A 25098-nucleotide genomic window follows, 5' to 3' on the forward strand; every position below is an offset into this window, starting at 1 on the left:
GCACGGCTTATCTATCATTAACTCGTGGCGATGGCGGACAAAATCTTATTGGAACAGAACTTGGTGACCTTTTAGGTGTTATCAGAACGCAAGAACTACTGGCTGCACGTAAAATTGACGGTGGCGAACAACTCTTTACAAGAGCTAATGACTTTGGATACTCCAAACATCCGGATGAAACTTTAGCCATCTGGAACGAAGACGAGGTATTGAGTGATGTCGTTTGGGCTATTCGTAAGTTTCAACCCGATATCATTATCAACCGATTTGACCATAGAAGTGCGGGATCAACGCACGGACATCATACCAGTTCCGCCCTATTAAGCATGGAAGCTTTTGATCTGGCGAGCGATAAATCAAAATTCCCAAATCAATTAAAATCAGTAGACGTTTGGCAAGCAAAACGTGAGTTTTTTAATACCTCTTGGTGGTTTTATGGCAGTCAGGAAAAGTTTGAAGCTGCCGATAAAACCGGTCAGTTTGCTGTGGAAGTGGGCGATTTCTATCCCGCACTCGGATTGTCAAATCCTGAAATTGCCGCCTTGAGCAGAAGCGCGCACAAATCGCAAGGTTTTGGAAATACAGGAACACGTGGTAGTGAAACCGAATATTTAGAGCTCGTAAAAGGCGATATGCCAAAAGACAAAAACAATATTTTTGATGATATTGATACCAGCTGGAATCGCGTAAAAGGCGGAAAACCGATTGGCATTCTATTGAAAGAAGTTCAGGATAATTATGATTTCAAAAATCCATCAGCGTCCCTTCCAAAATTGATTGAAGCTTACAAGCTGATTCAAAAAATTGACAATAGCCATTGGAAAACCATCAAATCAGAAGATCTCAAGAATGTGATTGCCGCTTGTATGGGTTTGTATTTGGAGGTCGCCGCTAACTCTAATACAGCCACTCCAAACGGTAAAGTAGATTTAAATTTGGAAGCCATCAATCGCAGTGCTCAAGACATTAAACTAATTTCAATTGTGCTATCTGATGGCACGAACCTTAAAAAAAACACGGACTTAAAATTTAATCAGTCCCAGCGTTTTAAATCACAAATAAACATTGCTGCATCTGCAAGCTACTCAACCCCTTACTGGCTGAATAATAAAGGCACTTTAGGAATGTATAACGTCGATCAACAAAATTTAATTGGACTGCCAGAGACACCCCGAAATATTACGGCGACGTTCAATATTTCGATGCATGGGGAAATATTATCCTATACAAGACCTGTCATCTACAAAACCAATGATCCAGTAAAAGGCGAAGTTTACAAACCGTTTGAAATTGTACCAGAAGTCTCCGCGTATATTTCTGAACCCGTGATCATTTTTGCCGACGACCAACAAAAAGACATCCAAGTGATCGTAAAGGCCAATCGTGAAAATCTGGAAGGCTTTGTGCAATTGGCACATCCAAAAGGTTGGAACGTTTATCCTGAAAAGCAAAATGTCGCTATTCTTCATAAAGGCCAAGAACAGACTTTAGTTTTTACGGTCATTCCTCCAAAAAATCAGAGTGAAGGTCTATTATCGCCAATGGTTCATATCGGCAAGGAGATTTACTCCAAGAAAATTGTGGAAATCAACTATGACCATATTCCGTTTCAAACCGTATTATTGCCCAATGAAAGCAAAATAGTGCGTCTGGACATCAAGAAAAGGGGCGAAAACATTGGATATATTGAAGGCGCAGGCGATCTTGTTCCTGAAAGTTTGAGGCAAATCGGCTATAATGTAGTGATCATCAAACCTGAAAATATTACTGCTGAAACTTTAAATCGATTTGACGCCATTGTTGTAGGCATTAGAGCCTATAATACGGTGGATGCCTTAAAATTTAAACAGAAACAACTCTTTGATTTTGTTGAGCAAGGTGGTAATTTAGTTGTTCAGTATAATACAAATGCAGGAATCATTGTTGATCAATTGGCGCCCTATCCTTTACAATTATCACGAGACCGTGTTACCAATGAAAATGCCGAAGTCAAATTCTTAAATCCCAATAGCGAACTGCTCAACTATCCGAATAAAATTACCCAAAAAGATTTTGAAGGTTGGGTGCAAGAACGCGGCCTCTATTTTCCGAATAAATGGTCAAAAGAGTTCACGCCAGTGTTATCTATGCATGACGAGGGCGAATCTCCACAAGAAGGCAGCCTACTAATCGCTAAATATGGAAAAGGTCATTATATTTATACGGGATTGAGTTTTTTCAGGGAATTTCCTGAAGGTGTCGCTGGCGCATTCCGTTTGTTTGCCAACATGCTTTCTGTCGGAAAAGAATCGATAAAAACCGACCAACAATTGAAAAACTAATCTTAAAATCGCAAACCTGTCAGGTTTTTTAAAAAATATATTTAATCGCTATTTCACAGAGATACGCTGAAAACACAGAGTCGCACGGAGAAATTGAAACGTATTCGCGTATTCGTGGCAAAAGAATAAAAACTATGCAAAAACAACCACCAAAAGAGCACTGGAAAAAATCATACACTTTAGTATTGGTTGCCAATGCTATTTATATCATTTTGTTTTACTTTATCACGAAATCCTTCTAAGATGCATACATTAGATTGGATTGTTCTTATTGGGACACTTTTTACTATTGTCGCCTATGGCACATGGAAAACCCGAGGCAGTAAAAACGTTGAAGATTTTCTTAAAGGCGGCAATGAAGCCAAATGGTGGACGATTGGCTTAAGCGTGATGGCAACGCAAGCCAGCGCCATTACCTTCCTTTCCACGCCTGGACAAGCATTTCATGACGGCATGGGCTTTGTGCAATTTTACTTCGGATTGCCAATTGCCATGGTCATCATCTGTTTGGTCTTTATCCCCTTATATCATCGACTCAAAGTTTATACGGCTTATGAGTTTTTAGAAAATCGGTTTGATCTCAAAACCCGAAGTCTGACGGCTATTTTGTTTTTGATTCAACGCGGATTGGCCGCAGGAATTACTATTTACGCACCGGCGATTATCCTCTCCGCTGTTTTAGGCTGGAATTTGAATTTACTCATCATCGCTATCGGGATTTTGGTCATCATCTATACCGTTTCAGGCGGTACAAAAGCAGTGAATATTACTCAAAAACAACAGATGGCCGTGATTTTCACGGGGATGTTTATCGCCTTCTTTTTAATTGTCAGCTATCTACCAGACAATATCACATTTACCAAAGCCTTGCATATTGCAGGCGCCAGCGGGAAAATGGACATCCTCGATTTTTCTTTTGATTTCAATAATCGTTACACGTTTTGGAGTGGTATTATCGGCGGAACGTTTTTGGCCCTCTCCTATTTTGGTACAGATCAAAGCCAGGTGCAACGCTATCTTTCAGGGAAATCGATAAAAGAGATGCAAATGGGCTTGATTTTCAACGGACTTTTGAAAGTCCCCATGCAGTTTTTCATCTTATTGGTCGGCGTAATGGTTTTTGTGTTTTACCAATTTAACCCTTCCCCTATCAATTTTAATCCTGCAGCGACAGAAACGGTCATGAATTCTTCCTACGCCGAAGAATACATGCAGTTACAAAACGAACAAAATCATATTTTTCAAAGGAAACAGGAGTTGCTAAACGCTTACGCGGACAACAAATCTGAAGTGATAGCGAACCAAATTGCGTTATTCAATGATGGCGATCGAGTGAATCGAAATGCCGCTAAAGAGTTAATTGACAAGGCAAACATCGAAAACACCCTTAGGGTGGAAACCAACGATAAGGATTATGTGTTTATTCACTTTATTTTAAACAATCTACCACGGGGTTTGATTGGTTTGTTATTGGCCGTTATTTTAAGCGCTGCCATGTCCAGTACCGCGAGCGAATTAAATGCGTTGGCATCAACGACGACCATGGATCTTTATAAACGCAGCTTTGTGGGAAATGAAGATGAACACCATTACTTGAAAGCCTCAAAATGGTTTACTTTAGGATGGGGGATTCTAGCTATTGCCATTGCGTCAGTAGCCTATTTGGCGGATAATTTAATTCAATTGGTCAATATTATCGGTTCCATTTTCTATGGAAATGTTTTGGGAATTTTCCTATTGGCATTCTTTTTTAAATATGTGAAAGGTAATGCGGTTTTTATGGCAGCTTTAATCACACAAGCGATTGTTATCGCAGGCTGGTGGTATGATTGGATGCCTTATTTATGGCTGAATTTATTCGGGTGCGCCCTTGTTATTGGAATTTCTTTTATTCTTCAAACCCTTAATCCATTATCACGTCATGAAAACATCTAAAACCATACGCTGGGGAATTATCGGACTTGGTAAAATTGCCAACAAATTCGCTCAAGACATTCAAAATGTAGAAAATTGTCAACTATATGCTGTAGCTTCAAGGCATCAGGAAAAAGCAAATTCGTTCGCCAAACAATATAATGCCATCAAAGCTTATGGCGATTACGATAGCTTGGCTGCCGATCCTAATATCGATGCTATTTATATTGCGACGCCACACAGTTCTCATAAAGAATACACGCTATTGTGCCTGAATCATAAAAAAGCAGTGTTGTGTGAGAAACCTTTGGCCATGAATATTCAGGAAGTTGAAGACATGATTACTGTTGCTAAAACCAACAATGTCCTGCTGATGGAAGCCCTTTGGACTTATTTTTTACCACATTACCAATTTGTTTTAAATGAATTGAAGTCAGGAAAATTTGGTGCAATTACAAAACTTGAAGCCGATTTTGGATTTCTACCCAAATTCGATAGTACTTCTCGGGTTTTCGACAAATCCCTTGGTGGCGGCAGTTTATTGGATATTGGCATCTACCCTATTTTTGCTGCGCTGTCTACCTTAGGAAAACCTATTGATGTAGACGCCAAAGCTGTTTTTTTTGATAATGGTGCCGATGCCTCTTGTGATATTATTTTCAATTATTATAATGGTGTGAAAGCCTTTTTAAAATCCACGCTTTTAGAACAAACGCCCACTGAAGCTATTTTTTATTGCGAAAAAGGCATCATTAAAATCAATTCGAGATTTCATGCACCTTCTACGGTAACCGTTACGTTTGATGGGAAGGAAACCACGCATGACTTTGGCTATAACACCATTGGTTACAATTTCGAAATTCAACATTTCAATGATCTACTTAGAAACGGGAAAACCGAAAGCCCAATTATGTCCTACGATTTCAGTCGGAATTTGATGTTGATTTTGGATGATGTCAGACATCTGATTGGCTTGAAATATGAATAACCCACCATTGGAGGCCTAAAATGATGTCATGCCAAATGGTAGAGTCACAACATATTGTGACTCTACTGTTAAATTTTGTTTAATGTAATCACAGAAATGTTAAACATTTCATATCTTTACATTCAAATTAGAATCATGGCAAAAAAGAAATCTATTTCGGATCAAAACATTATTTCCTTTTACATGGATTATGTTTTAGAACATGGCGCACAACCCAAATCAGTTTACATATTCACAAAGAATAATGACTTTGACGAATCGAAGTTCTATGAACATTTTGCATCTTTTGAAGCCATTGAAAAGCACGTATTTAAAGTCTTTTTTGATAACACTTTAAAGGTATTGCTTGCCAGTGAAGATTATCAATCTTTTGATGCGCGCAACAAATTGTTAAGCTTCTACTTTACATTTTTCGAAAATTTGACGGCCAATAGAAGTTATGTTCTTTTCGCTCTTAAGCAACATAAAAATAGCATGAAAGGAATGGCCGCCTTATCTGAATTGAGAAAATCATTTACCACTTATATCGACAGTTTAGATATTGAAACTTTGGATATCAAAGAAGAACGCATCGATAAACTTCAACAGCGCGCCATTCAAGAATCGGCGTGGATTCAGTTGTTGTTAACTATGAAGTTTTGGATGGACGACACCTCTGCTTCTTTTGAAAAAACAGATATTTTTATTGAAAAATCAGTCAACACGAGCTTTGATGTCCTCAATATTGCGCCCTTAAAAAGCGTTATCGACCTTGGTAAATTTCTCTTCAAGGAAAAAATGCAAACGAAATAGATGAAAACGATCGATAAAATTCCCACCTCGAAAATTCAAAGAGCCTCTAAATTAGTGTCTACAGGTGCTAAAGTCGGTGTCAATTATCTCAAATATTATGGCGATAAATTGACGAAAACTGAAGACGAAGCACGTTCAAGACTCAATGAAAACAATGCTGACGACATTTATGACAGCTTAAAACAGCTTAAAGGAAGTGCGCTTAAAGTTGCACAAATGCTGAGCATGGAAAAAAGCATCATGCCCCAGGCCTATGTTGAGAAATTTTCATTGGCTCAGTTTTCTGTGCCGCCCTTATCGCCACCATTGGTTCTAAAAACTTTTAAAACCTATTTTGGGAAATTACCCAATGAACTTTATGATTCCTTCAACACAACTTCAGTAAACGCTGCGAGCATTGGACAAGTCCATGTTGCAGAAAAATGCGGGAAAAAACTTGCTGTGAAAATCCAATACCCTGGAGTTGCCCAAAGTATTTCGTCTGACCTCGCGCTTGTAAAGCCTATTGCCATGAAAATGTTTAACATTAAAGGCAAAGATTCAGACAAGTATTTTAAGGAAGTTGAAGGAAAACTCATTGAGGAAACAAATTATATATTAGAAATGAAGCAAAGCAAAGAGATTGCTGCTGCGTGTTCGCACATTCCTAATCTTTTGTTTCCTCAATATTATGAGGAATTATCTTCGGAACGCATCATTACCATGGATTATATGGAAGGCGAACATTTATCAGAGTTTACCGCCTATAATACCAATCAGGAATTCTCGAATAAGTTAGGACAAGCGCTTTGGGATTTTTATATGTTCCAAATTCATAAGTTGAAAAAAGTGCACGCCGATCCGCATCCTGGAAACTTTTTAGTGTCTAAAGAACACAATTTAATTGCTTTAGATTTTGGCTGCATGAAAACCATTCCTGACGATTTTTATGTACCATATTTTGAATTGGCAAAACCAGAAAACATTTCCAATAAAGCTTTTTTCATCGAAAAATTATACCAATTAGAAATTTTACGAGAAGACGATTCCAAAGAAGAAGCCGAGTTTTTCACAGAGATGTTTCATGAATTACTGAGTTTGTTTACCCAACCCTTTCATTCGGAGACCTTTGACTTTTCGGCTGCTGAGTTTTTTGGTAAAATAACCGAATTGGGCCAACGCTATTCAAAAAGCACCGAACTGCGCAAAATGAATGGCAATCGAGGCTCCAAACATTTCATCTATATGAACCGAACGTTTTTTGGGCTATATAATTTAATGTTCGATTTAAAGGCCAAAGACATTAAAATCAACAATTACATCAATTTTTAATGCCACATTTCAGTCAGTAGGATATCATGAGATTTCTATTGCATAAACCTATTCAAAAGTTAGATTTATATATTTTATGAAGGAAAAACTGCAGTAATCAATGGTTTGGACGTGTTTACAATTCCTAGGCTCAAAACCGATTTGTGATATCAAATGCCCAAATTAGAATTGAATCTCTGAAGTAGATCAAATGGCAAATTCATTTATTGCAATTTTTTAAAACCTACGACCTATTTCGAACGTTCCAAATACTAAAAAAATCCTTTAATCTTCCTTGATAAATCGTTGTTCATAGACCCTGATTAAATTTAAATTTCGTTTGTATTGCTTTATTTCAAATAAAAGATATCTTTATATTTTTAAGTCCCCAAAACGAAATCAAACTTGATCAAACTCCAACCACATTCAGGGTTATTCTCACCTGTTGACTCTACGATTTACGAGTTGTTTCGTTCTAAACTCTACGATGGAGTCTGGTTTGCTGAAAAATCACAGCCAGATATATTCAATATCAGTGAAAATTTCAAAACTCTATTAGACTATAAACCAACAGATTCCGTTGCATGGAATGACCTTATATCCCCTCAAGATTTACCGGGTTTTACTGAACAAATCCAGAACATTTCTAATACGGAATATACAAGTTGCACAGACATCCGATTTATTCATAAAAATGGCAACCATTTATGGATGCAAACTCATATCTATTCAAAATCTATTCCTGATCAAATACAGCGCTATGTATTCATAGCATTTAAGGATATTACCGATCAAAAAAACCACGAGTTAAAAGTTAAACGCCAACAACTGAGAGATAATGACATTTTAAATGGGAGTGGTATCGGTACTTGGGAGTACAATTTGATTACTGAAAAAGTGGTATTTAATGAAAGTTGTGCAAAAATCATTGGTTACACTTTAAAAGAACTTAATGAGAAGGAAAGTAATTTTTGGGATAATTTGACACATCCTGATGATTTAAAAAGAACACGACACCTTATCAATGAACATGTTACTCAAAAATCATCGGGTTTTAAAAACGAAGTCCGGGTTAAACATAAGGATGGCCATTGGGTTTGGGTAATGGATATTGGAAAAGTGTTAAGTTATACTGAAGATGGTCAGCCCGAATGGTTAGGCGGGATTCATTATGCCATTACAGAGAGAAAAAATGGAGAACTTTTGGTTCAACAATATAAAGACTTATTAGAAGATGTTAATGAGGCTGCAGAAATTGGAATTTGGGAAGTCGACTTAAAAACGAACCAAGTCAATTGTAGTGATGAAATAAAGAAAATATTTGGAGTTCCTTTGTTTTTTGATTTGAAACTTGATGATGTCGTAGGTTTTATGAAAGAAGGGAAAAGTCGTCAAAAGATGATTGACTCCATAAAAAACGCCCTCGAAGAAGGAGAAAATTACAATATTGAAATTGAAATTATTACTGTTGATAAAAAGACGTTATGGTGTCGTGCCATTGGCATATCAGAATTCAATAATGGCGAATGCACACGTTATTATGGTTTTTTTCAAAACATTCATGATAAAGTAATCGCTACAAAAGAACTCGCACTCAAAGAAGAACTTTTCAGAAAAACCTTTTCCCATGCCGCTGTTGGCATGGCCGTCATTGATTTAAAAGGGAGCATTTCCAAAGTAAATAAAAGTTTATGCAATTATTTAGGCTATTCGAATAAACAGCTTTTAGAAAAAAACTTTGACCAATTTTCCCATCCGCTGGACAAAGACCTGAGCGACAAATTTATTGCCGAACTTTTATTGGGCAAACGTGAAAGTTTTCAATTGGACAAACGCTACATCCATAAAGATGGCAGCATCCTTTGGGGTCATATTTCGGTGTCATCAGTTCGCAATGAAATGGGCCGAATTACCTATTTCGTGGTACAGGTACAGGATATTACCGAGCGCAAGAAAAATGAATTACTGCTTATTAATTATAAGGATTTATTGGAGCGGTCCAATGCCGTCGCCAAAATTGGTTCTTGGGAAATTGACGTTAATAACTACAATGTCAGTTGGAGCAGTTCCTTAAATACAATTTTGAATACTCGAAAGGATTTCACGCCTACCTTTTTTGAATTCATCGATTATTTTATAGCTGAAGAACATAGAAAGGACGCCATTTTAACCGTTAAAAACGCCTTAGAGAAAGGTATGAGTTTTGATATTCAAATTCTAGCCAACGCTAATGATAGTGATCCGAAATGGGTACGAATGATTGGCATCTCAGAGTTTGAAGATAATCACTGTAAACGATTATATGGCCTAATTCAGGATATCGATGCAATCAAAAAAGCCCAGTGTGAAATCATCATCAAGGAAGAACAATGGCGCACGACTTTCAATCACGCCAACGTAGGCATGTCATTGATCAATTTTAATGGCGAAGCTTATAAGGTCAATCCAAGTCTTTCTGATATGTTTGGGTACACCATTAAAGAAATGCAATCAATGCGAATCAAGGATATTTCTTTAGAGGAAGATTTCGAAAAGAATATTGAAATGATGTCGAAGTTGATGGATGGCACTATAGAAAATTTCAGTCAAGAGATGCGTTTTATTCATAAAAACGGAAATGTTATTTGGGCCAATGTTTCCGTTTCTTCGGTAAAAAACGACTTTAATCGGTTTACCCATATGGTGGCTCAATTGGTGGATATTACAGAATCAAAAACCAATGAAATCCTGTTAAAAAAGTACAAAGATCTTTTGGAACGCTCAAATAAAGTAGCCAAGATTGGTTCATGGGAACTCAACCCAGAAAATCACATGTTATATTGGAGTGAAAACCTCAAACGCTTGCTTGGCAACAAAGAGTATAAGGCGCATAATTTCAGTGATTCAATCATTGATTATGTACTTGAAGAAAATCATGAAAAGATGGCGTATTTATTAAATAACGCCATGCAAAATGGTCATAGTTTTGATTTTGAGTTGCAATTAAAAACGGCATCAGGGCTGCGCTGGATGCGCATGATTGGTATTTCAAATTTCAAGAATGGCATTTGTAAATCAGTACATGGATTGGTTCAGGATATTGAGGAGTTTAAAAGTGCAGAATTGGAGATATTATTGCGAGAAGAAGAGTTTAGACAAACCTTTTGGCATGCACCCATCGGAATGGTATTACTGGATTTAAACGGCAAAATAGCCCGGGTTAACCCAGGTATGTGCGAAACTTTGGGGTATTCTGAAAAAGAAATGCTTGCTATTAATAAAAGTGAATTATCACATCCTGACGATTTAGAAGAGACAAATAAACTTACCCAACAACTTTTAAGCGGAGAACTCGAAAGTTTTCAGCAAGAAAAACGATACTTCCACAAAAACGGAAATTTAATTTGGACCATTCTCTCAATGTCTTCCGTCAAAAACGATAAAGGACAAACGACCCATTTTGTTTGTCAGGTCAGTAATATTACACGCGAAAAACTACTCACAGAAAGCTTGACAGAACACAATAACCGCCTCCAGAATTACGCACACATTGTATCACACAATTTAAGATCCCATACGGGTAACTTATCGATGTTGTTGGAGTTGAGCGAAATGAATCATAAGTCAGGTTTTGAAGATGAGCTTTTTGAACATATCAAATCGGCATCAAACAACATGTGCGAAACCGTTAACCATTTGAGCGAAATTGTTGAAATTCAAAATCTCATCAAAAACACATTGGTTCCAATTAATTTAAGAAAACGGGTCAAAAAATCACTGCAGAATATTCGGACAGCGGTCAGTCAGGTTAATGGTGAAGTCGTGCTGAAGGTCAATAAAGAATTGGTTATTTATGGCATTTCTTCCTATGTTGACAGCGTCATCCTGAATATACTGACCAATGCTATAAAATATAAATCTCCCCATCGACTTTTAGTGATCGACATTCGTGCCACAAAGATTAAAGGTTATATGGCTTTAAGTATTGCAGACAATGGATTGGGAATTGATTTGGAGCAGCATGGCGCAAAGATTTTCGGCATGTACAAAACCTTTCATGATCATAAAAATGCCAGGGGAATAGGATTATTTATAAGTAAAAACCAAATTGAAGCTATGGGTGGATCCATCGAAGTTGAAAGCCAACCTAACATAGGCAGTACATTCACTATATATTTTAAAGATGAAGACAATTAATACAATATGCATTATTGATGATGATCCCATCTTTAGATTTGGAACAAGAAAAATGATGGAAAACGTCCATTTATCGTTGGATTTTTTAATCTATAAAAATGGAAAGGAAGCCTTTGATGATTTACTACCTAAATTATGGGAGGACACCAATCTGCCGGACGTCATTCTTTTGGATCTGAATATGCCAATTATGGATGGATGGCAGTTTCTGGATGAACTTGTCAAAATTCCTAATGCAGAAAGAATTCCGATTTATATTGTCAGCTCCTCAGTGGATAGGCGCGATATTGATAAAGCCAAAACCTATAAAATTGTCAATAATTACATTATAAAACCCTTTTCAGTGGCTAAAATTAAAGATTTAATCGAGGAGTTGACCAAAACAAATTGACCTTCCTAATTTTAAACCTGACATTCTTTTAAATAGCAACTGCAAAACCACCTAAATAGCAACTGCAAAACCATACGTTTCTTACGATTTGATCTAAATTTATAGACAGGGCTGTTTATTCTTATTCAGTTAATAATTTGTTGAACTTTTGCAATGAACAATTAAACCTATCGTACCTTTAAGTAAATAAATAAAATTTTGAAAATTCTCGTTACAGGCTCTACCGGCTATATAGGCAAACGTCTGATTCCCATCCTCATTAATGAAGGACACGATGTTATTTGTGCAGTTCGTGATACGTTTAGGGTTGATAAAAACTATCTTGAAGACGGACATATCTCAGTGGTTGAAGCCGATTTTTTAAAACCAGAAACGCTTCAAAATATTCCAAAGGACATTGATGTCGCTTATTATCTTATCCATTCCATGTCCAATACGTCCAAGGATTTTGAAGCCTTGGAAGCAAAATGTGCGGCTAATTTCAGAGACTATTTTGAAACCACCAAAGTTAAACAAGTCATTTATTTAAGCGGGATTACCAATGACACTTTTCTGTCCAAGCATTTACAATCCCGTAAAAATGTTGAAGAACTATTACATTCAGAAAAATACGCTTTGACCGTTTTTAAGGCAGGAATCATTGTCGGATCAGGAAGTTCATCTTTTGAAATTATCCGAGATTTGGTTGAGAAACTACCAGTTATGGTGGCTCCTAAATGGTTGAATACAAAAACGCAACCTCTTGGTGTTAAGGATGTCCTTTCATTTTTGTCGAGAGCCAAAGGCAAAACAGAACTTTATAATAAAAGCTTTGATATTTTTGGACCTGAAGTGCTGACCTACAAACAAATGCTACTCCTGTTTGCTGACATCAGGAAATTGAAGCGTTATATTTTAACGGTTCCAGTGATGACCCCCAAACTCTCCTCTTATTGGCTTTATTTCGTGACCTCTACCTCTTTCAAACTGGCCTCTTCTTTAGTGGAAAGTATGGGCGTGGAAATTATCGGTCAGAAAAGTGAGATCAATCAGATCCTTGATGTTCACCCTATGAGTTATCGTGAAGCCGTAGAACTGGCTTTTCAAAAGATTGAACAAAACAGCATTGTTTCCAGCTGGAAAGATTCTATGGTCAGCAGTGGCCGACTCAAGGACAGTCTTTTTAAATATGTAAATGTGCCTACCTATGGCTGTTTCAAAGATTATAAAGAACGTAAAGTCATCGATATGGACAAGACCATCAACCGCATTTGGTCCATCGGTGGTTCCACTGGTTGGTATTATGGGAATTACTTATGGAAAGTGCGTGGACACATGGATAAGCTGTTTGGAGGTATCGGTTTGCGACGCGGAAGAACGCATGTTTCAGAATTATCTGCAGGAGATGCCTTGGATTTTTGGCGGGTTATTTTTAGTGATAAAAAAGATAAAAAACTCTTGCTTTACGCCGAAATGAAACTTCCTGGCGAAGCTTGGCTCGAATTTAAAATTGAAGATGGCCTGCTTAAACAAACCGCAACGTTCAGACCACGCGGCTTGGCAGGACGTTTGTACTGGTACAGTGTATTGCCTTTTCATTGGTTCATTTTTAATGGCATGATCAACAAGTTGGTAGAAGTCGATTAGCGTATTAAAATTCACTAATAGGATTTCTGTTACGAAAAGTGAAAACCCAATTCAAATCCTAAAAAGAAAGTCCAGAATATCATTTTCAGAATATAAAGTCTACAAAAAAATGCATCCACTTGAATAAAATCTGACGTTTGCGTATATATCTTACCCTATTTTAAATCTTCAAAAACCGAAAGAAAGCCAGCGAAAGCTTATGGAATCTTAACAAGGATAGCCTAAGCATCTAAGCCTATTGCTGAATCGATACACCTCTCTAACATTGAGCCTTCTTAAAACAATACGATCCTAAACTCACCCTAGCTCAACTTAAATGTTAATTTTTGTTTAATGTTTATCTCATAAAGATAAACAAAATGATTAATTAGCTATCTTTATACTATGATTTTGGACACCACCTATACTGATAAAACCCACGACGCGCTCATCAATGATTTGGTAGGAAAACCTTTTGGTTTTATCCAAGCGTTTAAAATGAGAGGTATCGGGTCCAAACGCATGATGATTGAAGAGGTCAGTGCGAATATGAAGCCATATCTCAATACGACGGCCGCTATCAGCTACGCTAATTTAGAGCTGCGTCCATTTGGATTACTGATCAGAATCAATAAAGGTTTACAAAATTATACTTGGGTTATTCCATATTACCATTTGGTCATTTATAAAACCAACGGGAGCAGCATTCATGCCCAAGGAAAGTTCATCAAATTTAAAAAAAACATCACTTTTAGAGAAAATAAAGCTTTTTTTGACAAGCTTTTAGACCAAAAATTAAATTATGAAGTTCACAATAACATTCTGCCATGATTTTGACGGAGCAACAGATTGCCCGCATTATTGAAATGGCTTGGGAAGACAGAACGCCTTTTGAGGCCATAACCTACCAATTTGAACTTTCAGAACAGGATGTCATTACCTTAATGCGACGCGAAATGAAATCTAGTAGTTTCAGAATATGGCGGCAGCGTGTTCAAGGACGAGCTACAAAACATCAAAAATTACGATCATTTGAATTGGGACGTTATAAATGTTCAAGACAAAAATAAATCAAACATAATTCCATTTCCAAACGCTAACTATGCTTTGTTTTGGCAATAAAAACCTAAAAACAGCATCTAAAAAAGACAACATGATTCAAGAAAAAAACTCCGGTACCCTTAAAATTAATAACAAGTTAAACGGCTTCAGCATCGAAGACATTGGCGATGACCATTTATACACAGGACTTGAAACACCAATGAAAAAAGATGGATATAAACTTTCAGATAAGGAAAAAAAGGAACGTATTGCCCTTTTATTTGAAGAAATCATGGATGTCATGGGAATGGATTTAACCGACGACTCCTTAAAAGGCACACCCGATCGTGTGGCCAAAATGTATATCGATGAGATTTTTTCTGGCTTAAACCCGGCCAACAAACCAAAAATTGCATTATTCGATAATAAATACCAATACAATCAAATGTTGGTAGAAAAAAACATCACGTTCTACTCCAACTGCGAACATCATTTTGTGCCGATTATTGGCAAAGCCCACGTGGCTTATATTTCTTCGGGAAAAGTGATTGGCTTGTCAAAATTGAATCGCATTGTGCAATATTATGCTAAACGACCACAGGTTCAAGAACGTTTGACCAATCAAATTGCTGAAGATTTAAAACAGATCTTAGGTACGGAGGATGTTGCGGTCATTCTGGACGCCAAACATTTATGCGTTTCCTCGCGAGGCATTAAAGATGAATCCTCGGCAACGGTTACCTCCTATTACGGTGGAAAATTTAGCACACCCGAAAAAATTACTGAATTGCAGAACTATATAAAAGACTAAGATTATGGATCTCATTAATGAAGCACTCGAATTTGAACAACAAAAATTAAGATCACTTTCCATTTCAGCGTTAGATTTTGAAATCCGAACGCATAATTCCTATAAAAAATAAATGAAAACCCTCATCATTGTTGGCGGCAGCAAGGGCATCGGTAAAGCTATTGCACAAAAACTCCTGTCCACTCATTATATTATCAATATCAACCGCACGGTTCCAGATTATGCAACGAAAATCTCACGCATCATTCCTGTGATATATTAACGGACGCCTTGCCTCCAATTGAAAAAGCTGACGGCTTGGTCTATTGTCCGGGAAGCATTAATCTCAAACCGATCAATCGGTTGAGTTTAGACGATTTTAGAGCAGATTTTGAGATTAACGTCATAGGTGCGGTCAAAAGCATCCAAACGTATTTAGATATTCTTAAAAAAGGCGACAATCCTTCGATTCTTTTATTTAGTACCGTGGCGGCTAAGTTAGGAATGCCTTTTCACGCTAGTGTTGCGGCGGCGAAATCAGCTATTGAAGGTTTGGTAAAATCATTAGGCGCTGAAATTGCGACCACTTTGCGTATTAACGCCATTGCCCCAACTGTGACCGATACCGATTTGGCCTCAAAATTATTGCGCAATGAAAAAATGATTGAAAGTATTACCGAGCGTCATCCGCTTAAAAAATTCCTAAAACCCGACGAAGTTGCTGATATGGCAGAGTTCTTACTTTCAGAAAAATCAGCTTCCATTTCAGGCCAGATTTTTGAATTGGATTGTGGCCTTGTGACTTTTAAGATTTAAACTGTTCTGGTTAAAATTTCGCATAAAAAAACCTTTCAATTCCGAAATATCGGTATTGAAAGGTTTCTTGGAATATATCCACAGTAAAGACACAAAATATTGTGTCGCTACTACAGATTTAATATCTACTTACATTGCACCCCATTCTTTTAGGGAATCCGTGTTCATTTTAATATAATCTGGATTTCCTGCTTCTTTAGAGGCAGCCAATGATTTTTTCGCAATTTCTATCGCCCCCTTTTTATCTCCTGCTTTTGCATAAATTAAAGACTGCTGTCTTAATTGATAAAATGCTGGTTTTGGAGTCATGGCCATCGCTTTGTCAATCCATATTTTAGCTTGCTTGGCATCTTTACCTTCTTGAAGATAATATACGGCAGCCGCGTAATAGTCGTCCGCATTAGGACCAGTCATGACTTTATCGATATTAGCAGCAACAATTTTGTCTGTTGGCACTTCAAATTTAACACCGGCATACACATTTGCCCACAAGATTCCGAGGGTGGCACCATTACTTGTCAAATCATCAAAACTCATGGTAAATGTTTCGATAGTCATTGGAAGTTTGTAAGTTTCTACATTAACCTTCGCCGCAATTTTTGATTCATCCAATTCTTGAGGTGCTCCCCAATTGCTGGCATTTGAATAAAATACAATCTCCCATTTATTTTCATTTGGAATTGCAAAAAGTGCATAGGTTCCAGCTTTTAATTCTTTACCCTGAACAGTTACATCCGTACTAAAGGAGATTTTCGTATTGGTATTTGCTCCCAATCGCCATACTTTACCATAAGGAACTAAATCACCAAAAATAGTACGCTCTCTCATATTTGGACGAGAATACTCTAAGGTCACATCTGTTAACCCAACCTTTTGCTCCACTTTAGAAAATGGACTCGGCTGAGGCGTTTGAATTTGAGCGTTTGCTGTAAAGGTCATTCCCAAAACTGCAAGGCAAAGCATAAATTTTTTCATAACAATTTATTTTTTAGATGGTTAATTAATCTACATGTAAAATTAATGCTTTTAAAGCCCTCAATTGTTAACGAAATACTAAATTAATTTCACGACAAAGCGTATGATACTGACCTCCATTTAATTAAAACAGTGCAGATTAAGCTAAAAACACAATGTTAAATATTGTTTAATGTTCTATAAAAAATATTCAACATTGTGTATATTCGCATTTAAATTAAAATTATGGCAACAGAGAATAAAACGGCAAATCAAGAAATCATAAAAGAAGCTCTTGAATTTGAACAACAAACACTAAGATCGCTTTCTACAAGCGATAGAATAGAAATTTCAAGACAAGCCAAAACCTTAATTTTAGGCTTGAACGAAATTTATAAACGCAAAAAAGATGAACAGATCATGGACATCATGAAGCGATTAACTGTAATAAAACAAAAGGTAGAAAAACGATTAAAAGGAAAGCCGTTAACCGCAACTAGCTAAGCATCCTTTAATGTAGTAGATAATGGGGTTATTGAATGACGCTGTCAAGATGTTATAATTATCAAATTATTAATATTTAGACCATTCCAACTCCTCGCTTAAAAATCAAATTTCAAAATTAAGCATGAAGAAAGTGTTTTCAAACGAGCAACTTGATTAAACAATGAAATTCTTCAAACATTTCCTCCTATTTCTAATCATCAACTTTGGTGCCTTAGGAATTGGTATTTTACTCATGGGAAATGGCCCTACAAGCGACTGGTACATCTCAATGAACAAAGCCCCTTGGACACCTCCAGGTTGGGCTTTTGGCTTTTTTTGGACGGTCATTATGATCTGCTTTTCATTGTACATGACCTTTCTTTACCTCAAAAGTACAACCGCTCAAGTCATTACACTGTTCTGTATTCAATTTATCCTGAATGTCCTCTGGAATTTTGTTTTTTTCAATCAGCATTTAGTTGCGATTGGGTTGGGAACCATTATTGCGTTGACGGTTATCGTTACTGCCTTTTTGGTAACCTATTATCAATCCATGAAGATAAAATCGCTGCTGATTTTACCGTATTTTGTTTGGATTTGTATTGCAACTTCGCTTAATCTTTACATTCTATTAAAGAATTAAAAAAGAAATCCCTATCGCTCACAAAATAGTTGAAACTACTTATAGATGAAAATATACGCCCTTCACAAAAAGCAAAATCTCCCTATAAGCATTGAAACTGCTTGGGCTTTTCTTTCCGATCCAAACAACTTAAAGACGATTACACCAAGTTATATGGGATTCCATATTCTATCTGGAGCTGATCGACCGATGTATGCTGGGCAGATTATTCAATATATCGTAACCCCAGTTTTAGGAATTAAAACCAAATGGGTCACAGAAATTACGCATAGCGTAACCAATAAGTATTTTGTGGACGAACAACGCTTCGGCCCTTATGCATTGTGGCATCACAAACATTTTATAAAGGAAATTCCAGGTGGTGTGGAAATGGAAGATCTCATTGATTACAAATTACCCTTCGGAATTTTGGGCCAATTGGCACATCCTATTTTAGTGAAGCCCAAACTTCAGGAAATATTTGACTATAGACAAAAAAAGCTGGAAGACTTGTTTGGGATATACGATCCATCACTTCTAAAGTAAAAAAGAAACACTACTCCTGATCTTATGAAGCAGCCCCTCAACATCTTCTGGTTCCGTCGTGATTTAAGATTGGACGATAATGTCGGATTTTTCGAAGCATTGCAATCTAAACATCCCGTAGTGCCCATATTTATTTTTGATCCTGAAATTTTAGATCACTTACCTGAAGCTGATGCTCGTTTGACGTTCATTTTTGATACCCTCCAAAAAATGCGCACGACGCTTCAAGAAACCTATAAGAGCAGTATCAGCATCTACCATGGAAAACCTTTGGAAGTTTACAAACAGCTTATTCAGGATTATGACATTAAAGCGGTTTACACCAATCACGATTATGAGCCCTACGCTCAGGAACGCGATACCGAAATAAATAATTTTCTATCAGAAAAAGGCATTGATTTCAAAACATTTAAAGATCAAGTCATTTTTGAGAAAGACGAAGTGGTCAAAAAAGATGGCAATCCTTATATCGTTTATACGCCATATATGAAGGCTTGGAAAGAGAAATTCAAAACGTATAACTTAGAAATTTTTGATACCACTACTGGTCTTGATCATCTTTTCAAAAACACAGCGCTGCCCAACTTAAGCTTGGCTGATATTGGTTTTAAGAGATCCTCACAAAAGATAGTGGATTTTGAAGTGACATCCACTTTAATTCAAAACTATGAAAAAACCAGAAATTTCCCTGCTCTAGATAGTACGTCACGCTTAGGTCCACATTTACGCTTTGGAACCGTCAGTATTCGTAAGATGATCAAAAAAGCAGTTGCAGAACAGAATGAAATATTTTGGCAAGAACTCATTTGGCGTGAGTTTTTCATGCAAATCCTTTGGCATTTCCCGAAAACGGTACACGAGAGTTTCAAACCCAAATACGACCGCATCGAATGGCGCAACAATGAAGGAGAATTCAAAAAATGGTGCGATGGCGAAACGGGTTATCCATTAGTCGATGCTGGAATGCGTCAGCTCAACCAAACCGGTTTTATGCACAATCGGGTGCGCATGTTGGTGGGAAGTTTTTTATGTAAACATCTGCTGATTGATTGGCGTTGGGGCGAAGCATATTTTGCCGAAAAACTCCACGATTATGAAATGGCAAGCAATATTGGCAATTGGCAATGGGTTGCCGGATGTGGTGTGGACGCAGCGCCTTATTTCCGAATTTTCAATCCGACCACACAAATTGAAAAATTTGATAAAGATCTCAAATACATCAACAAATGGGTGCCAGAATTTCAAGAATTGACTTATGCACCACCGATGGTCGATCATAAAGAAGCACGGGAACGCTGTTTGTCAACTTATAAAAGGGCGCTGGCTTAATTGTTCGTCATTATATTGGTTGATTTAAATGTTTAAAGAAATCGATGAGTAGTTGGATAAACCTTAAAACAAAAAATGCCTCAACTAATTTGAGGCATTTTTTATGTATATTATTTGGTATCGATCTAGCTTACTCGCGTAATCTTCGCACCTATTGCTCGTAAACGCTCATCAATGCGCTCATAACCACGATCAATCTGTTCGATATTATGAATGGTCGATGTACCTGTTGCTGATAAGGCAGCAATCAAAAGTGAAATCCCAGCTCTAATGTCTGGAGACGTCATCGTTGTTGCTTTTAAAGTCGATTTGAAGTCGTGACCAATAACGGTAGCACGATGCGGATCACAAAGAATAATTTTTGCGCCCATATCAATCAGTTTATCCACAAAGAACAAACGGCTTTCAAACATTTTTTGGTGTACTAAAACAGCGCCTCTCGCTTGAGTGGCAATGACTAAGATAATACTCAATAAATCGGGCGTAAATCCAGGCCATGGTGCATCAGAAACGGTCAAAATGGAACCGTCAATATAATTCTGGATTTCATAACCGTCTTTATGTGCCGGAATATGGATATCATCTCCTTTTTTCTCAACGGTAATTCCCAATTTCCGGAACACGTTTGGAATCTGTCCCAAATCATCCCAACTGACGTTTTTAATGGTCAATTCACTTTTGGTCATGGCTGCCAATCCGATCCAACTTCCAATTTCGATCATATCGGGCAACATTCTATGTTCTGTGCCTCCCAAGGATTCTACGCCTTCAATAATCAACATATTGGAACCGATGCCACTAATTTTGGCGCCCATTCTGTTCAGCATTTTACATAACTGTTGCAAATAAGGTTCACAAGCAGCATTATAAATCGTGGTTATCCCTTCGGCCAAAACAGCCGCCATAACGATATTGGCCGTTCCTGTTACAGAAGCTTCATCCAAAAGCATATACGCGCCTTTTAATCGATCAGCTTCAACACCATAAAAATGCTCTTCACGATTATAACGGAATTTAGCTCCCAAATTTATAAAGCCTTCAAAGTGGGTATCCACTCTTCGGCGTCCGATTTTATCACCTCCCGGTTTTGGAATATAACCTTTACCGAAACGCGCCAAAAGCGGTCCAACAATCATGATAGATCCACGAAGGCCTTTACCGTCTTCTTTAAATTCAGCCGATTCAAGGTATTTCATATTCACTTCATCCGCCTTAAATGTATAAGAGCCAGCACCAATTTTATTGGTTTTGACGCCTAATTTTTCTAAAAGCGAAATGAGTTTGTTGACATCGATAATGTCAGGTATATTATGGATGGTTACGAGTTCTGGAGTAAGTAAAACAGCGCATAGAATTTGTAATGCTTCGTTTTTTGCACCTTGAGGTTGGATACTTCCTTTTAATTGATGCCCTCCTTCAATTATAAATGTTGCCATGTAGGTTAGTAGCGTTTTCTGTTACGGTTGTTGGTGTTAGTATTGGTTTTTTTGGGGTGTGCTTTCTTGTTGGTCGAAGTAAACTTCTTTTTATTTCGCATCAATGTGGTAGCATCAGACAAATCTTCATCTTCTTCCTTCAAGTTGATTTTACCTCCTGACAATTCATACAAATGCTGAAAAATCACATCATCTTCAACGGTGTCTTTATTCCAATTCAAAAAACACTTTTTCATGTGATTCGCAATAGTATAAATCAATGCCTCCTTTAAATCGCCATCTTCCCAAGTATTGGCCACATCAATCATTGTTTTGATGTTATTGCCATAAAAACGGTATTTCGGAAAATTTTGAGGGTATTTTAAAGGTTCAGGATGCGCCTGCAAGTCTTCCCTTAAAGGTTTTGGATATGGAGAATCAACATCCAAATCAAAATCGGCCATAATAAACAACTGATCCCAAAGTTTATGTTGAAAATCTGGAACGTCCCTTAAATGCGGCTGTAAATTGCCCATGACTGAAATAATTGCCTTGGACACTTTGTTGCGTTCTTCCTTGGTTGGGCGCTCCTTGGCGTAATGGATCATCTTTTGCATATGACGCCCATATTCAGGAATGATCAAATGTTCACGCTCTGTATTGTATTCTAAATTATCTATCAAAATATAAATGTGTAGTATTAAATGAGCTAATAAATGTAGTAAAATGTATTATGCAACGCAGTAATTTGTGCATGTGTGCAAAATACGAAAAAAAATAAAGAAAATTTAATTGTCCAATAAAAGTTTCGCAAAAAATACGAAATGTGATGCGCTTCCATCCATAAAATACGGTAAACTGCCAAAACACTAGTGATCCAAAAAATTAAAACCATTAAGTTAAGGAAGATTAAGGTCATTTTTAAGCGCATTTCAGCTCAATCATCTGATGCCTTAATGTTTAATTAAACCTTATATTCAATCCACTTTCTCTATAATCTGTCGTCTATCTTCTAACCTCTAAAGATCTACAACGAAATAACCCCTTCCACCCTTTCTATCACTTCCTTATATTTTTCAATAACACTCTCAGGAGTTACCATCTGTAAATTAATGGATACACTTGTATATTTCCCGTTAGCAGAAGGCTTAGTGATGATTACTGCCCCCATATTATCAAAAATATTTTCAATTTCGGCTATTTTTCTGTTCTCTGATAATACGATGAATTTATAAAGATATTCTGATGGCCAGCTTGCAGTTGCATAAAGTTGTGACCTTAATTTGTCGTAAAATTCTTCTGGATTTTTCTCTGTGCTCATAATGGTTCTTATTCAACTGCAAAGATACATTTTACTTTACATTTTTTAATTTCTATTAAAATTACGATTTTTGCAGTCAAAACCTAGCCAAAGTGAATACTAGAAGAATTGTTATTACGGGAGGACCCGGGACCGGGAAGTCCTCAATAATAGACGAATTAAAACAAAGAGGGCATATTTGCTTTGAAGAAATCTCAAGACAAATCACTCTCGAGGCCAGGAAAAACGGTGTAGAACAGCTCTTTTTAACCCAGCCCCTTCTCTTTAGCCAATTGCTATTGGAAGGTAGAAGCCAGCAATATGTGGAGGCCGATAAACATGACAACTCGACTGTTTTCATGGACCGTGGGCTCCCAGATGTTTTGGCATATATGGACTTTTTTGGCAGTGATTATCCAGAGGATTTTATAAACACTTGTCAAAAAAACACCTATGATGTCGTTTTTATTCTATCGCCGTGGCAAGAAATCTTTCAATGTGATAGTGAGCGCTATGAAACCTTTGAACAGTCTGAATTAATTCATGAACGTCTTTTAAAGACCTATGAAAAATTCAACTACCATTTAATTGATATTCCTTTTGATACTGTAGAAAAACGCGTAGATTTCATCATAGATTCCTTAAATTCCCAATAATGTCACATCCGGTCATTATACTAGAACGCTATTGGAACCATACCTCTTTCAGGCCGTTGCAAGAGGACATCATCAATGCGGTCTTGGATAATGAGGATACTTTTGTGTTGTTGCCAACAGGCGGTGGGAAATCCATTTGTTTTCAAGTTCCGGCGTTAATAAGAGACGGCATTTGCATTGTCGTTTCGCCACTGATTGCCTTAATGAAAGATCAGGTGGACCAACTTAAAGCAAAAGGCATAAAAGCCATGGCCATTACCAGTGGTATTCCATATACCACTTTGGACACGATGTTGGACAACTGTATTTATGGGAAGTACAAATTCCTTTACCTGTCTCCAGAACGTTTGCAACAAACGTTGGTTCAGGACAGAATCCAACAAATGCCGGTCAATTTAATTGCGGTTGATGAAGCCCATTGTATCAGTCAGTGGGGCAACGATTTTAGACCCGCCTACAAAAACATCAAAATCCTGCGTCAATTACACCCTTCGGTTAATGTAATTGCCCTTACCGCCACTGCCAAACCAAAAGTCGTCCAAGAAATCATGACCGAACTGGACTTTATGGCGCCCAAGGTTTTTCAAGCGTCCTTTAAAAGACCAAATATTGCGTACATGGTCTTGGACACCAATGATAAGCACTACAAAATCGAGCAGATTCTGAAAAAATATCCTGGGCCGTCCATCATTTATGCCAGAACGCGACGCGCGACTTTGGAGCTTTTTTCGTTTTTAGAATCGAAAGGCATTTCAGCTACTTACTATCATGGCGGAATCAGCAATAAGGAAAAAAACGACCATTTAGAACAATGGAGCAATAATCAAAAAACCGTTATGGTGGCCACCACCGCTTTCGGAATGGGGATTGACAAGCCCGATGTCAAAACAGTCATTCATATTAATTTGCCCGAAAGTTTAGAAAGTTATTATCAAGAAGCAGGCCGTGCCGGACGCAATGGCGAAAAAGCATTTGCGGTTATTTTAAAAAACGCCACCGATGAACAACAACTGAAACACCAGTTTTTGAGCACTCTGCCATCGGTTGATTTTATTAAACAAGTCTATCGGAAATTATGTAACTATTTTCAGATATCTTATGGCGAAGGCCACTTAACACAGCATCAATTTAACTTTAACGTCTTCTGTAAAACTTATAATTTCCCAACGGGCACTGCCTATAATGCCGTTCAGATATTAGATCGGAATAGCATTATTAGCTTATCACAGCAATTCAATTATCAAACTAAGCTTCAGTTTTTGATTAGCAGTCAGGCCTTATTCAGTTATTTGAACACCCACAAATCCTTTGAACCTGTGGTTAAGGCGATCTTAAGGAGTTATGGTGGTATTTTTGAACACCAGATGAAGATCAACCTGAATTTGATTTCTGAAAAATCAAATATCAACGAAAATCAGGTTCTTGCCATTTTATATGAGATCCAAAAAGATGGGATTGTGGAGTTTCTACATTCCAATACCGATTCTGAATTGACCTTTTTACAGCCTCGCGAAGACGATAAAACCATCAATAGAATTGCCACGGTCATTGAACAGCAACAGCGCTTAAAGGAAGATCAAATTGATGCCGTTATCGGTTATATCTCAGATGACGAACACTGTAAAAGTATTCAGCTATTGGAATATTTTGGTGAGAAAAGAAGCGA

At 37.3% G+C, this 25098-nt stretch carries 21 protein-coding genes and 1 pseudogene; 18 read left to right on the forward strand and 4 right to left on the reverse strand.

Annotated elements, in window-relative coordinates:
- The 12 genes and pseudogenes from ABIQ28_RS06495 to ABIQ28_RS06550 form a co-directional block, all read left to right on the forward strand.
- Nucleotides 1-2321 (forward strand): PIG-L family deacetylase (locus ABIQ28_RS06495; protein ID WP_348036064.1); only part of this gene is annotated, 2321 nt, incomplete at its 5' end.
- Nucleotides 2322-2564: 243 nt separating this feature from the next.
- Nucleotides 2565-4256, forward strand: coding sequence for a sodium:solute symporter (locus tag ABIQ28_RS06500; protein ID WP_348036065.1), 1692 nt, complete (start codon nucleotides 2565-2567; stop codon nucleotides 4254-4256).
- Complete coding sequence (locus tag ABIQ28_RS06505) at nucleotides 4243-5223, forward strand: Gfo/Idh/MocA family oxidoreductase (protein ID WP_348036066.1); 981 nt, start codon at nucleotides 4243-4245, stop codon at nucleotides 5221-5223. The genes ABIQ28_RS06500 and ABIQ28_RS06505 overlap by 14 nt, the downstream gene beginning before the upstream one ends.
- A gap of 135 nt (nucleotides 5224-5358) precedes the next feature.
- Nucleotides 5359-6015, forward strand: a complete 657-nt coding sequence (locus tag ABIQ28_RS06510) for a TetR family transcriptional regulator C-terminal domain-containing protein (protein WP_348036067.1) — start codon at nucleotides 5359-5361, stop codon at nucleotides 6013-6015.
- Nucleotides 6016-7326, forward strand: coding sequence for an AarF/UbiB family protein (locus ABIQ28_RS06515; RefSeq protein ID WP_348036068.1), 1311 nt, complete (start codon nucleotides 6016-6018; stop codon nucleotides 7324-7326). It abuts the gene before it with no gap.
- Nucleotides 7327-7710: 384 nt separating this feature from the next.
- Nucleotides 7711-11481 (forward strand): PAS domain S-box protein, encoded by a 3771-nt coding sequence (locus ABIQ28_RS06520; protein ID WP_348036069.1) that lies wholly within the window; start codon nucleotides 7711-7713, stop codon nucleotides 11479-11481.
- Entirely contained in the window at nucleotides 11468-11872 is a 405-nt protein-coding gene (locus ABIQ28_RS06525; RefSeq protein WP_348036070.1) for a response regulator, read from the forward strand. Before ABIQ28_RS06520 ends, ABIQ28_RS06525 begins: the two co-directional genes overlap by 14 nt.
- Before the next feature lie 198 nt (nucleotides 11873-12070).
- A complete protein-coding gene (locus ABIQ28_RS06530) occupies nucleotides 12071-13498 on the forward strand; it encodes an SDR family oxidoreductase (protein WP_348036071.1) in 1428 nt (475 codons plus the stop codon).
- Nucleotides 13499-13882: 384 nt separating this feature from the next.
- Nucleotides 13883-14308 carry a hypothetical protein gene (locus tag ABIQ28_RS06535; RefSeq protein ID WP_348036072.1) on the forward strand — a complete coding sequence of 142 codons (426 nt, stop codon included), beginning with the start codon at nucleotides 13883-13885 and terminating at the stop codon, nucleotides 14306-14308.
- A complete protein-coding gene (locus ABIQ28_RS06540) occupies nucleotides 14305-14547 on the forward strand; it encodes a TIGR03643 family protein (protein WP_348036073.1) in 243 nt (80 codons plus the stop codon). Before ABIQ28_RS06535 ends, ABIQ28_RS06540 begins: the two co-directional genes overlap by 4 nt.
- Before the next feature lie 83 nt (nucleotides 14548-14630).
- Nucleotides 14631-15329: a GTP cyclohydrolase I FolE gene (gene folE, locus ABIQ28_RS06545; protein ID WP_348036074.1), complete on the forward strand. Its 699-nt coding sequence runs from the start codon at nucleotides 14631-14633 to the stop codon at nucleotides 15327-15329.
- Between the two features lie 112 nt (nucleotides 15330-15441).
- Nucleotides 15442-16124: pseudogene (locus ABIQ28_RS06550) on the forward strand (SDR family oxidoreductase).
- A 129-nt stretch (nucleotides 16125-16253) separates the two neighbouring features.
- Here the strand turns inward: ABIQ28_RS06550 and ABIQ28_RS06555 are convergent.
- Entirely contained in the window at nucleotides 16254-17099 is an 846-nt protein-coding gene (locus ABIQ28_RS06555; RefSeq protein ID WP_348036075.1) for a DUF2911 domain-containing protein, read from the reverse strand.
- Nucleotides 17100-17324: 225 nt separating this feature from the next.
- Here ABIQ28_RS06555 and ABIQ28_RS06560 point away from each other — a divergent pair, with 225 nt between their 5' ends.
- The 4 genes from ABIQ28_RS06560 to ABIQ28_RS06575 all read left to right on the forward strand — a co-directional run bounded on the left by ABIQ28_RS06560 (nucleotide 17325) and on the right by ABIQ28_RS06575 (nucleotide 20061).
- The gene (locus tag ABIQ28_RS06560) at nucleotides 17325-17582 is read left to right on the forward strand and encodes a hypothetical protein (protein ID WP_348036076.1); all 258 of its coding nucleotides are present in this window, start codon (nucleotides 17325-17327) and stop codon (nucleotides 17580-17582) included.
- Between the two features lie 163 nt (nucleotides 17583-17745).
- Nucleotides 17746-18207 carry a TspO/MBR family protein gene (locus ABIQ28_RS06565; protein ID WP_348036077.1) on the forward strand — a complete coding sequence of 154 codons (462 nt, stop codon included), beginning with the start codon at nucleotides 17746-17748 and terminating at the stop codon, nucleotides 18205-18207.
- A gap of 45 nt (nucleotides 18208-18252) precedes the next feature.
- On the forward strand, nucleotides 18253-18732 hold the full coding sequence (locus ABIQ28_RS06570) for an SRPBCC family protein (RefSeq protein ID WP_348036078.1): 480 nt from the start codon (nucleotides 18253-18255) through the stop codon (nucleotides 18730-18732).
- A 24-nt stretch (nucleotides 18733-18756) separates the two neighbouring features.
- Nucleotides 18757-20061 (forward strand): deoxyribodipyrimidine photo-lyase, encoded by a 1305-nt coding sequence (locus tag ABIQ28_RS06575; protein ID WP_348036079.1) that lies wholly within the window; start codon nucleotides 18757-18759, stop codon nucleotides 20059-20061.
- Nucleotides 20062-20186: 125 nt separating this feature from the next.
- On the opposite strand, the gene murA is transcribed toward ABIQ28_RS06575, so the two are convergent.
- From murA to ABIQ28_RS06590, 3 genes are all read right to left on the reverse strand, one after another.
- A complete protein-coding gene (gene murA / locus ABIQ28_RS06580; protein ID WP_348036080.1) occupies nucleotides 20187-21497 on the reverse strand; it encodes a UDP-N-acetylglucosamine 1-carboxyvinyltransferase in 1311 nt (436 codons plus the stop codon).
- Nucleotides 21498-21502: 5 nt separating this feature from the next.
- The gene (locus ABIQ28_RS06585; protein ID WP_348036081.1) at nucleotides 21503-22159 is read right to left on the reverse strand and encodes a DUF4290 domain-containing protein; all 657 of its coding nucleotides are present in this window, start codon (nucleotides 22157-22159) and stop codon (nucleotides 21503-21505) included.
- A 344-nt stretch (nucleotides 22160-22503) separates the two neighbouring features.
- Nucleotides 22504-22797 (reverse strand): DUF493 family protein, encoded by a 294-nt coding sequence (locus ABIQ28_RS06590; protein ID WP_348036082.1) that lies wholly within the window; start codon nucleotides 22795-22797, stop codon nucleotides 22504-22506.
- 92 nt (nucleotides 22798-22889) lie between these two features.
- Between ABIQ28_RS06590 and ABIQ28_RS06595 the strand changes: the two genes are divergently transcribed.
- Nucleotides 22890-23432 carry an ATP-binding protein gene (locus tag ABIQ28_RS06595; RefSeq protein ID WP_348036083.1) on the forward strand — a complete coding sequence of 181 codons (543 nt, stop codon included), beginning with the start codon at nucleotides 22890-22892 and terminating at the stop codon, nucleotides 23430-23432.
- Nucleotides 23432-25098: RecQ family ATP-dependent DNA helicase (locus tag ABIQ28_RS06600; protein ID WP_348036084.1), on the forward strand; the 1667-nt coding region annotated here is incomplete at its 3' end. The genes ABIQ28_RS06595 and ABIQ28_RS06600, both read left to right, overlap by 1 nt.

It is taken from the genome of Gelidibacter sp. (genome assembly GCF_039916245.1).
In the GTDB taxonomy this organism is placed as follows: Bacteria; Bacteroidota; Bacteroidia; order Flavobacteriales; family Flavobacteriaceae; genus Gelidibacter.

Coding starts and splice junctions, on each gene's coding strand:
- ABIQ28_RS06500 (WP_348036065.1), top strand. CDS start 2,565: ATGCATACATTAGATTGGATTGTTCTTATTGGGACACTTTTTACTATT.
- ABIQ28_RS06505 (WP_348036066.1), top strand. CDS start 4,243: ATGAAAACATCTAAAACCATACGCTGGGGAATTATCGGACTTGGTAAA.
- ABIQ28_RS06510 (WP_348036067.1), top strand. CDS start 5,359: ATGGCAAAAAAGAAATCTATTTCGGATCAAAACATTATTTCCTTTTAC.
- ABIQ28_RS06515 (WP_348036068.1), top strand. CDS start 6,016: ATGAAAACGATCGATAAAATTCCCACCTCGAAAATTCAAAGAGCCTCT.
- ABIQ28_RS06525 (WP_348036070.1), top strand. CDS start 11,468: ATGAAGACAATTAATACAATATGCATTATTGATGATGATCCCATCTTT.
- ABIQ28_RS06535 (WP_348036072.1), top strand. CDS start 13,883: ATGATTTTGGACACCACCTATACTGATAAAACCCACGACGCGCTCATC.
- ABIQ28_RS06540 (WP_348036073.1), top strand. CDS start 14,305: ATGATTTTGACGGAGCAACAGATTGCCCGCATTATTGAAATGGCTTGG.
- folE (WP_348036074.1), top strand. CDS start 14,631: ATGATTCAAGAAAAAAACTCCGGTACCCTTAAAATTAATAACAAGTTA.
- ABIQ28_RS06555 (WP_348036075.1), bottom strand. CDS start 17,099: ATGAAAAAATTTATGCTTTGCCTTGCAGTTTTGGGAATGACCTTTACA.
- ABIQ28_RS06560 (WP_348036076.1), top strand. CDS start 17,325: ATGGCAACAGAGAATAAAACGGCAAATCAAGAAATCATAAAAGAAGCT.
- ABIQ28_RS06565 (WP_348036077.1), top strand. CDS start 17,746: ATGAAATTCTTCAAACATTTCCTCCTATTTCTAATCATCAACTTTGGT.
- ABIQ28_RS06570 (WP_348036078.1), top strand. CDS start 18,253: ATGAAAATATACGCCCTTCACAAAAAGCAAAATCTCCCTATAAGCATT.
- ABIQ28_RS06575 (WP_348036079.1), top strand. CDS start 18,757: ATGAAGCAGCCCCTCAACATCTTCTGGTTCCGTCGTGATTTAAGATTG.
- murA (WP_348036080.1), bottom strand. CDS start 21,497: ATGGCAACATTTATAATTGAAGGAGGGCATCAATTAAAAGGAAGTATC.
- ABIQ28_RS06590 (WP_348036082.1), bottom strand. CDS start 22,797: ATGAGCACAGAGAAAAATCCAGAAGAATTTTACGACAAATTAAGGTCA.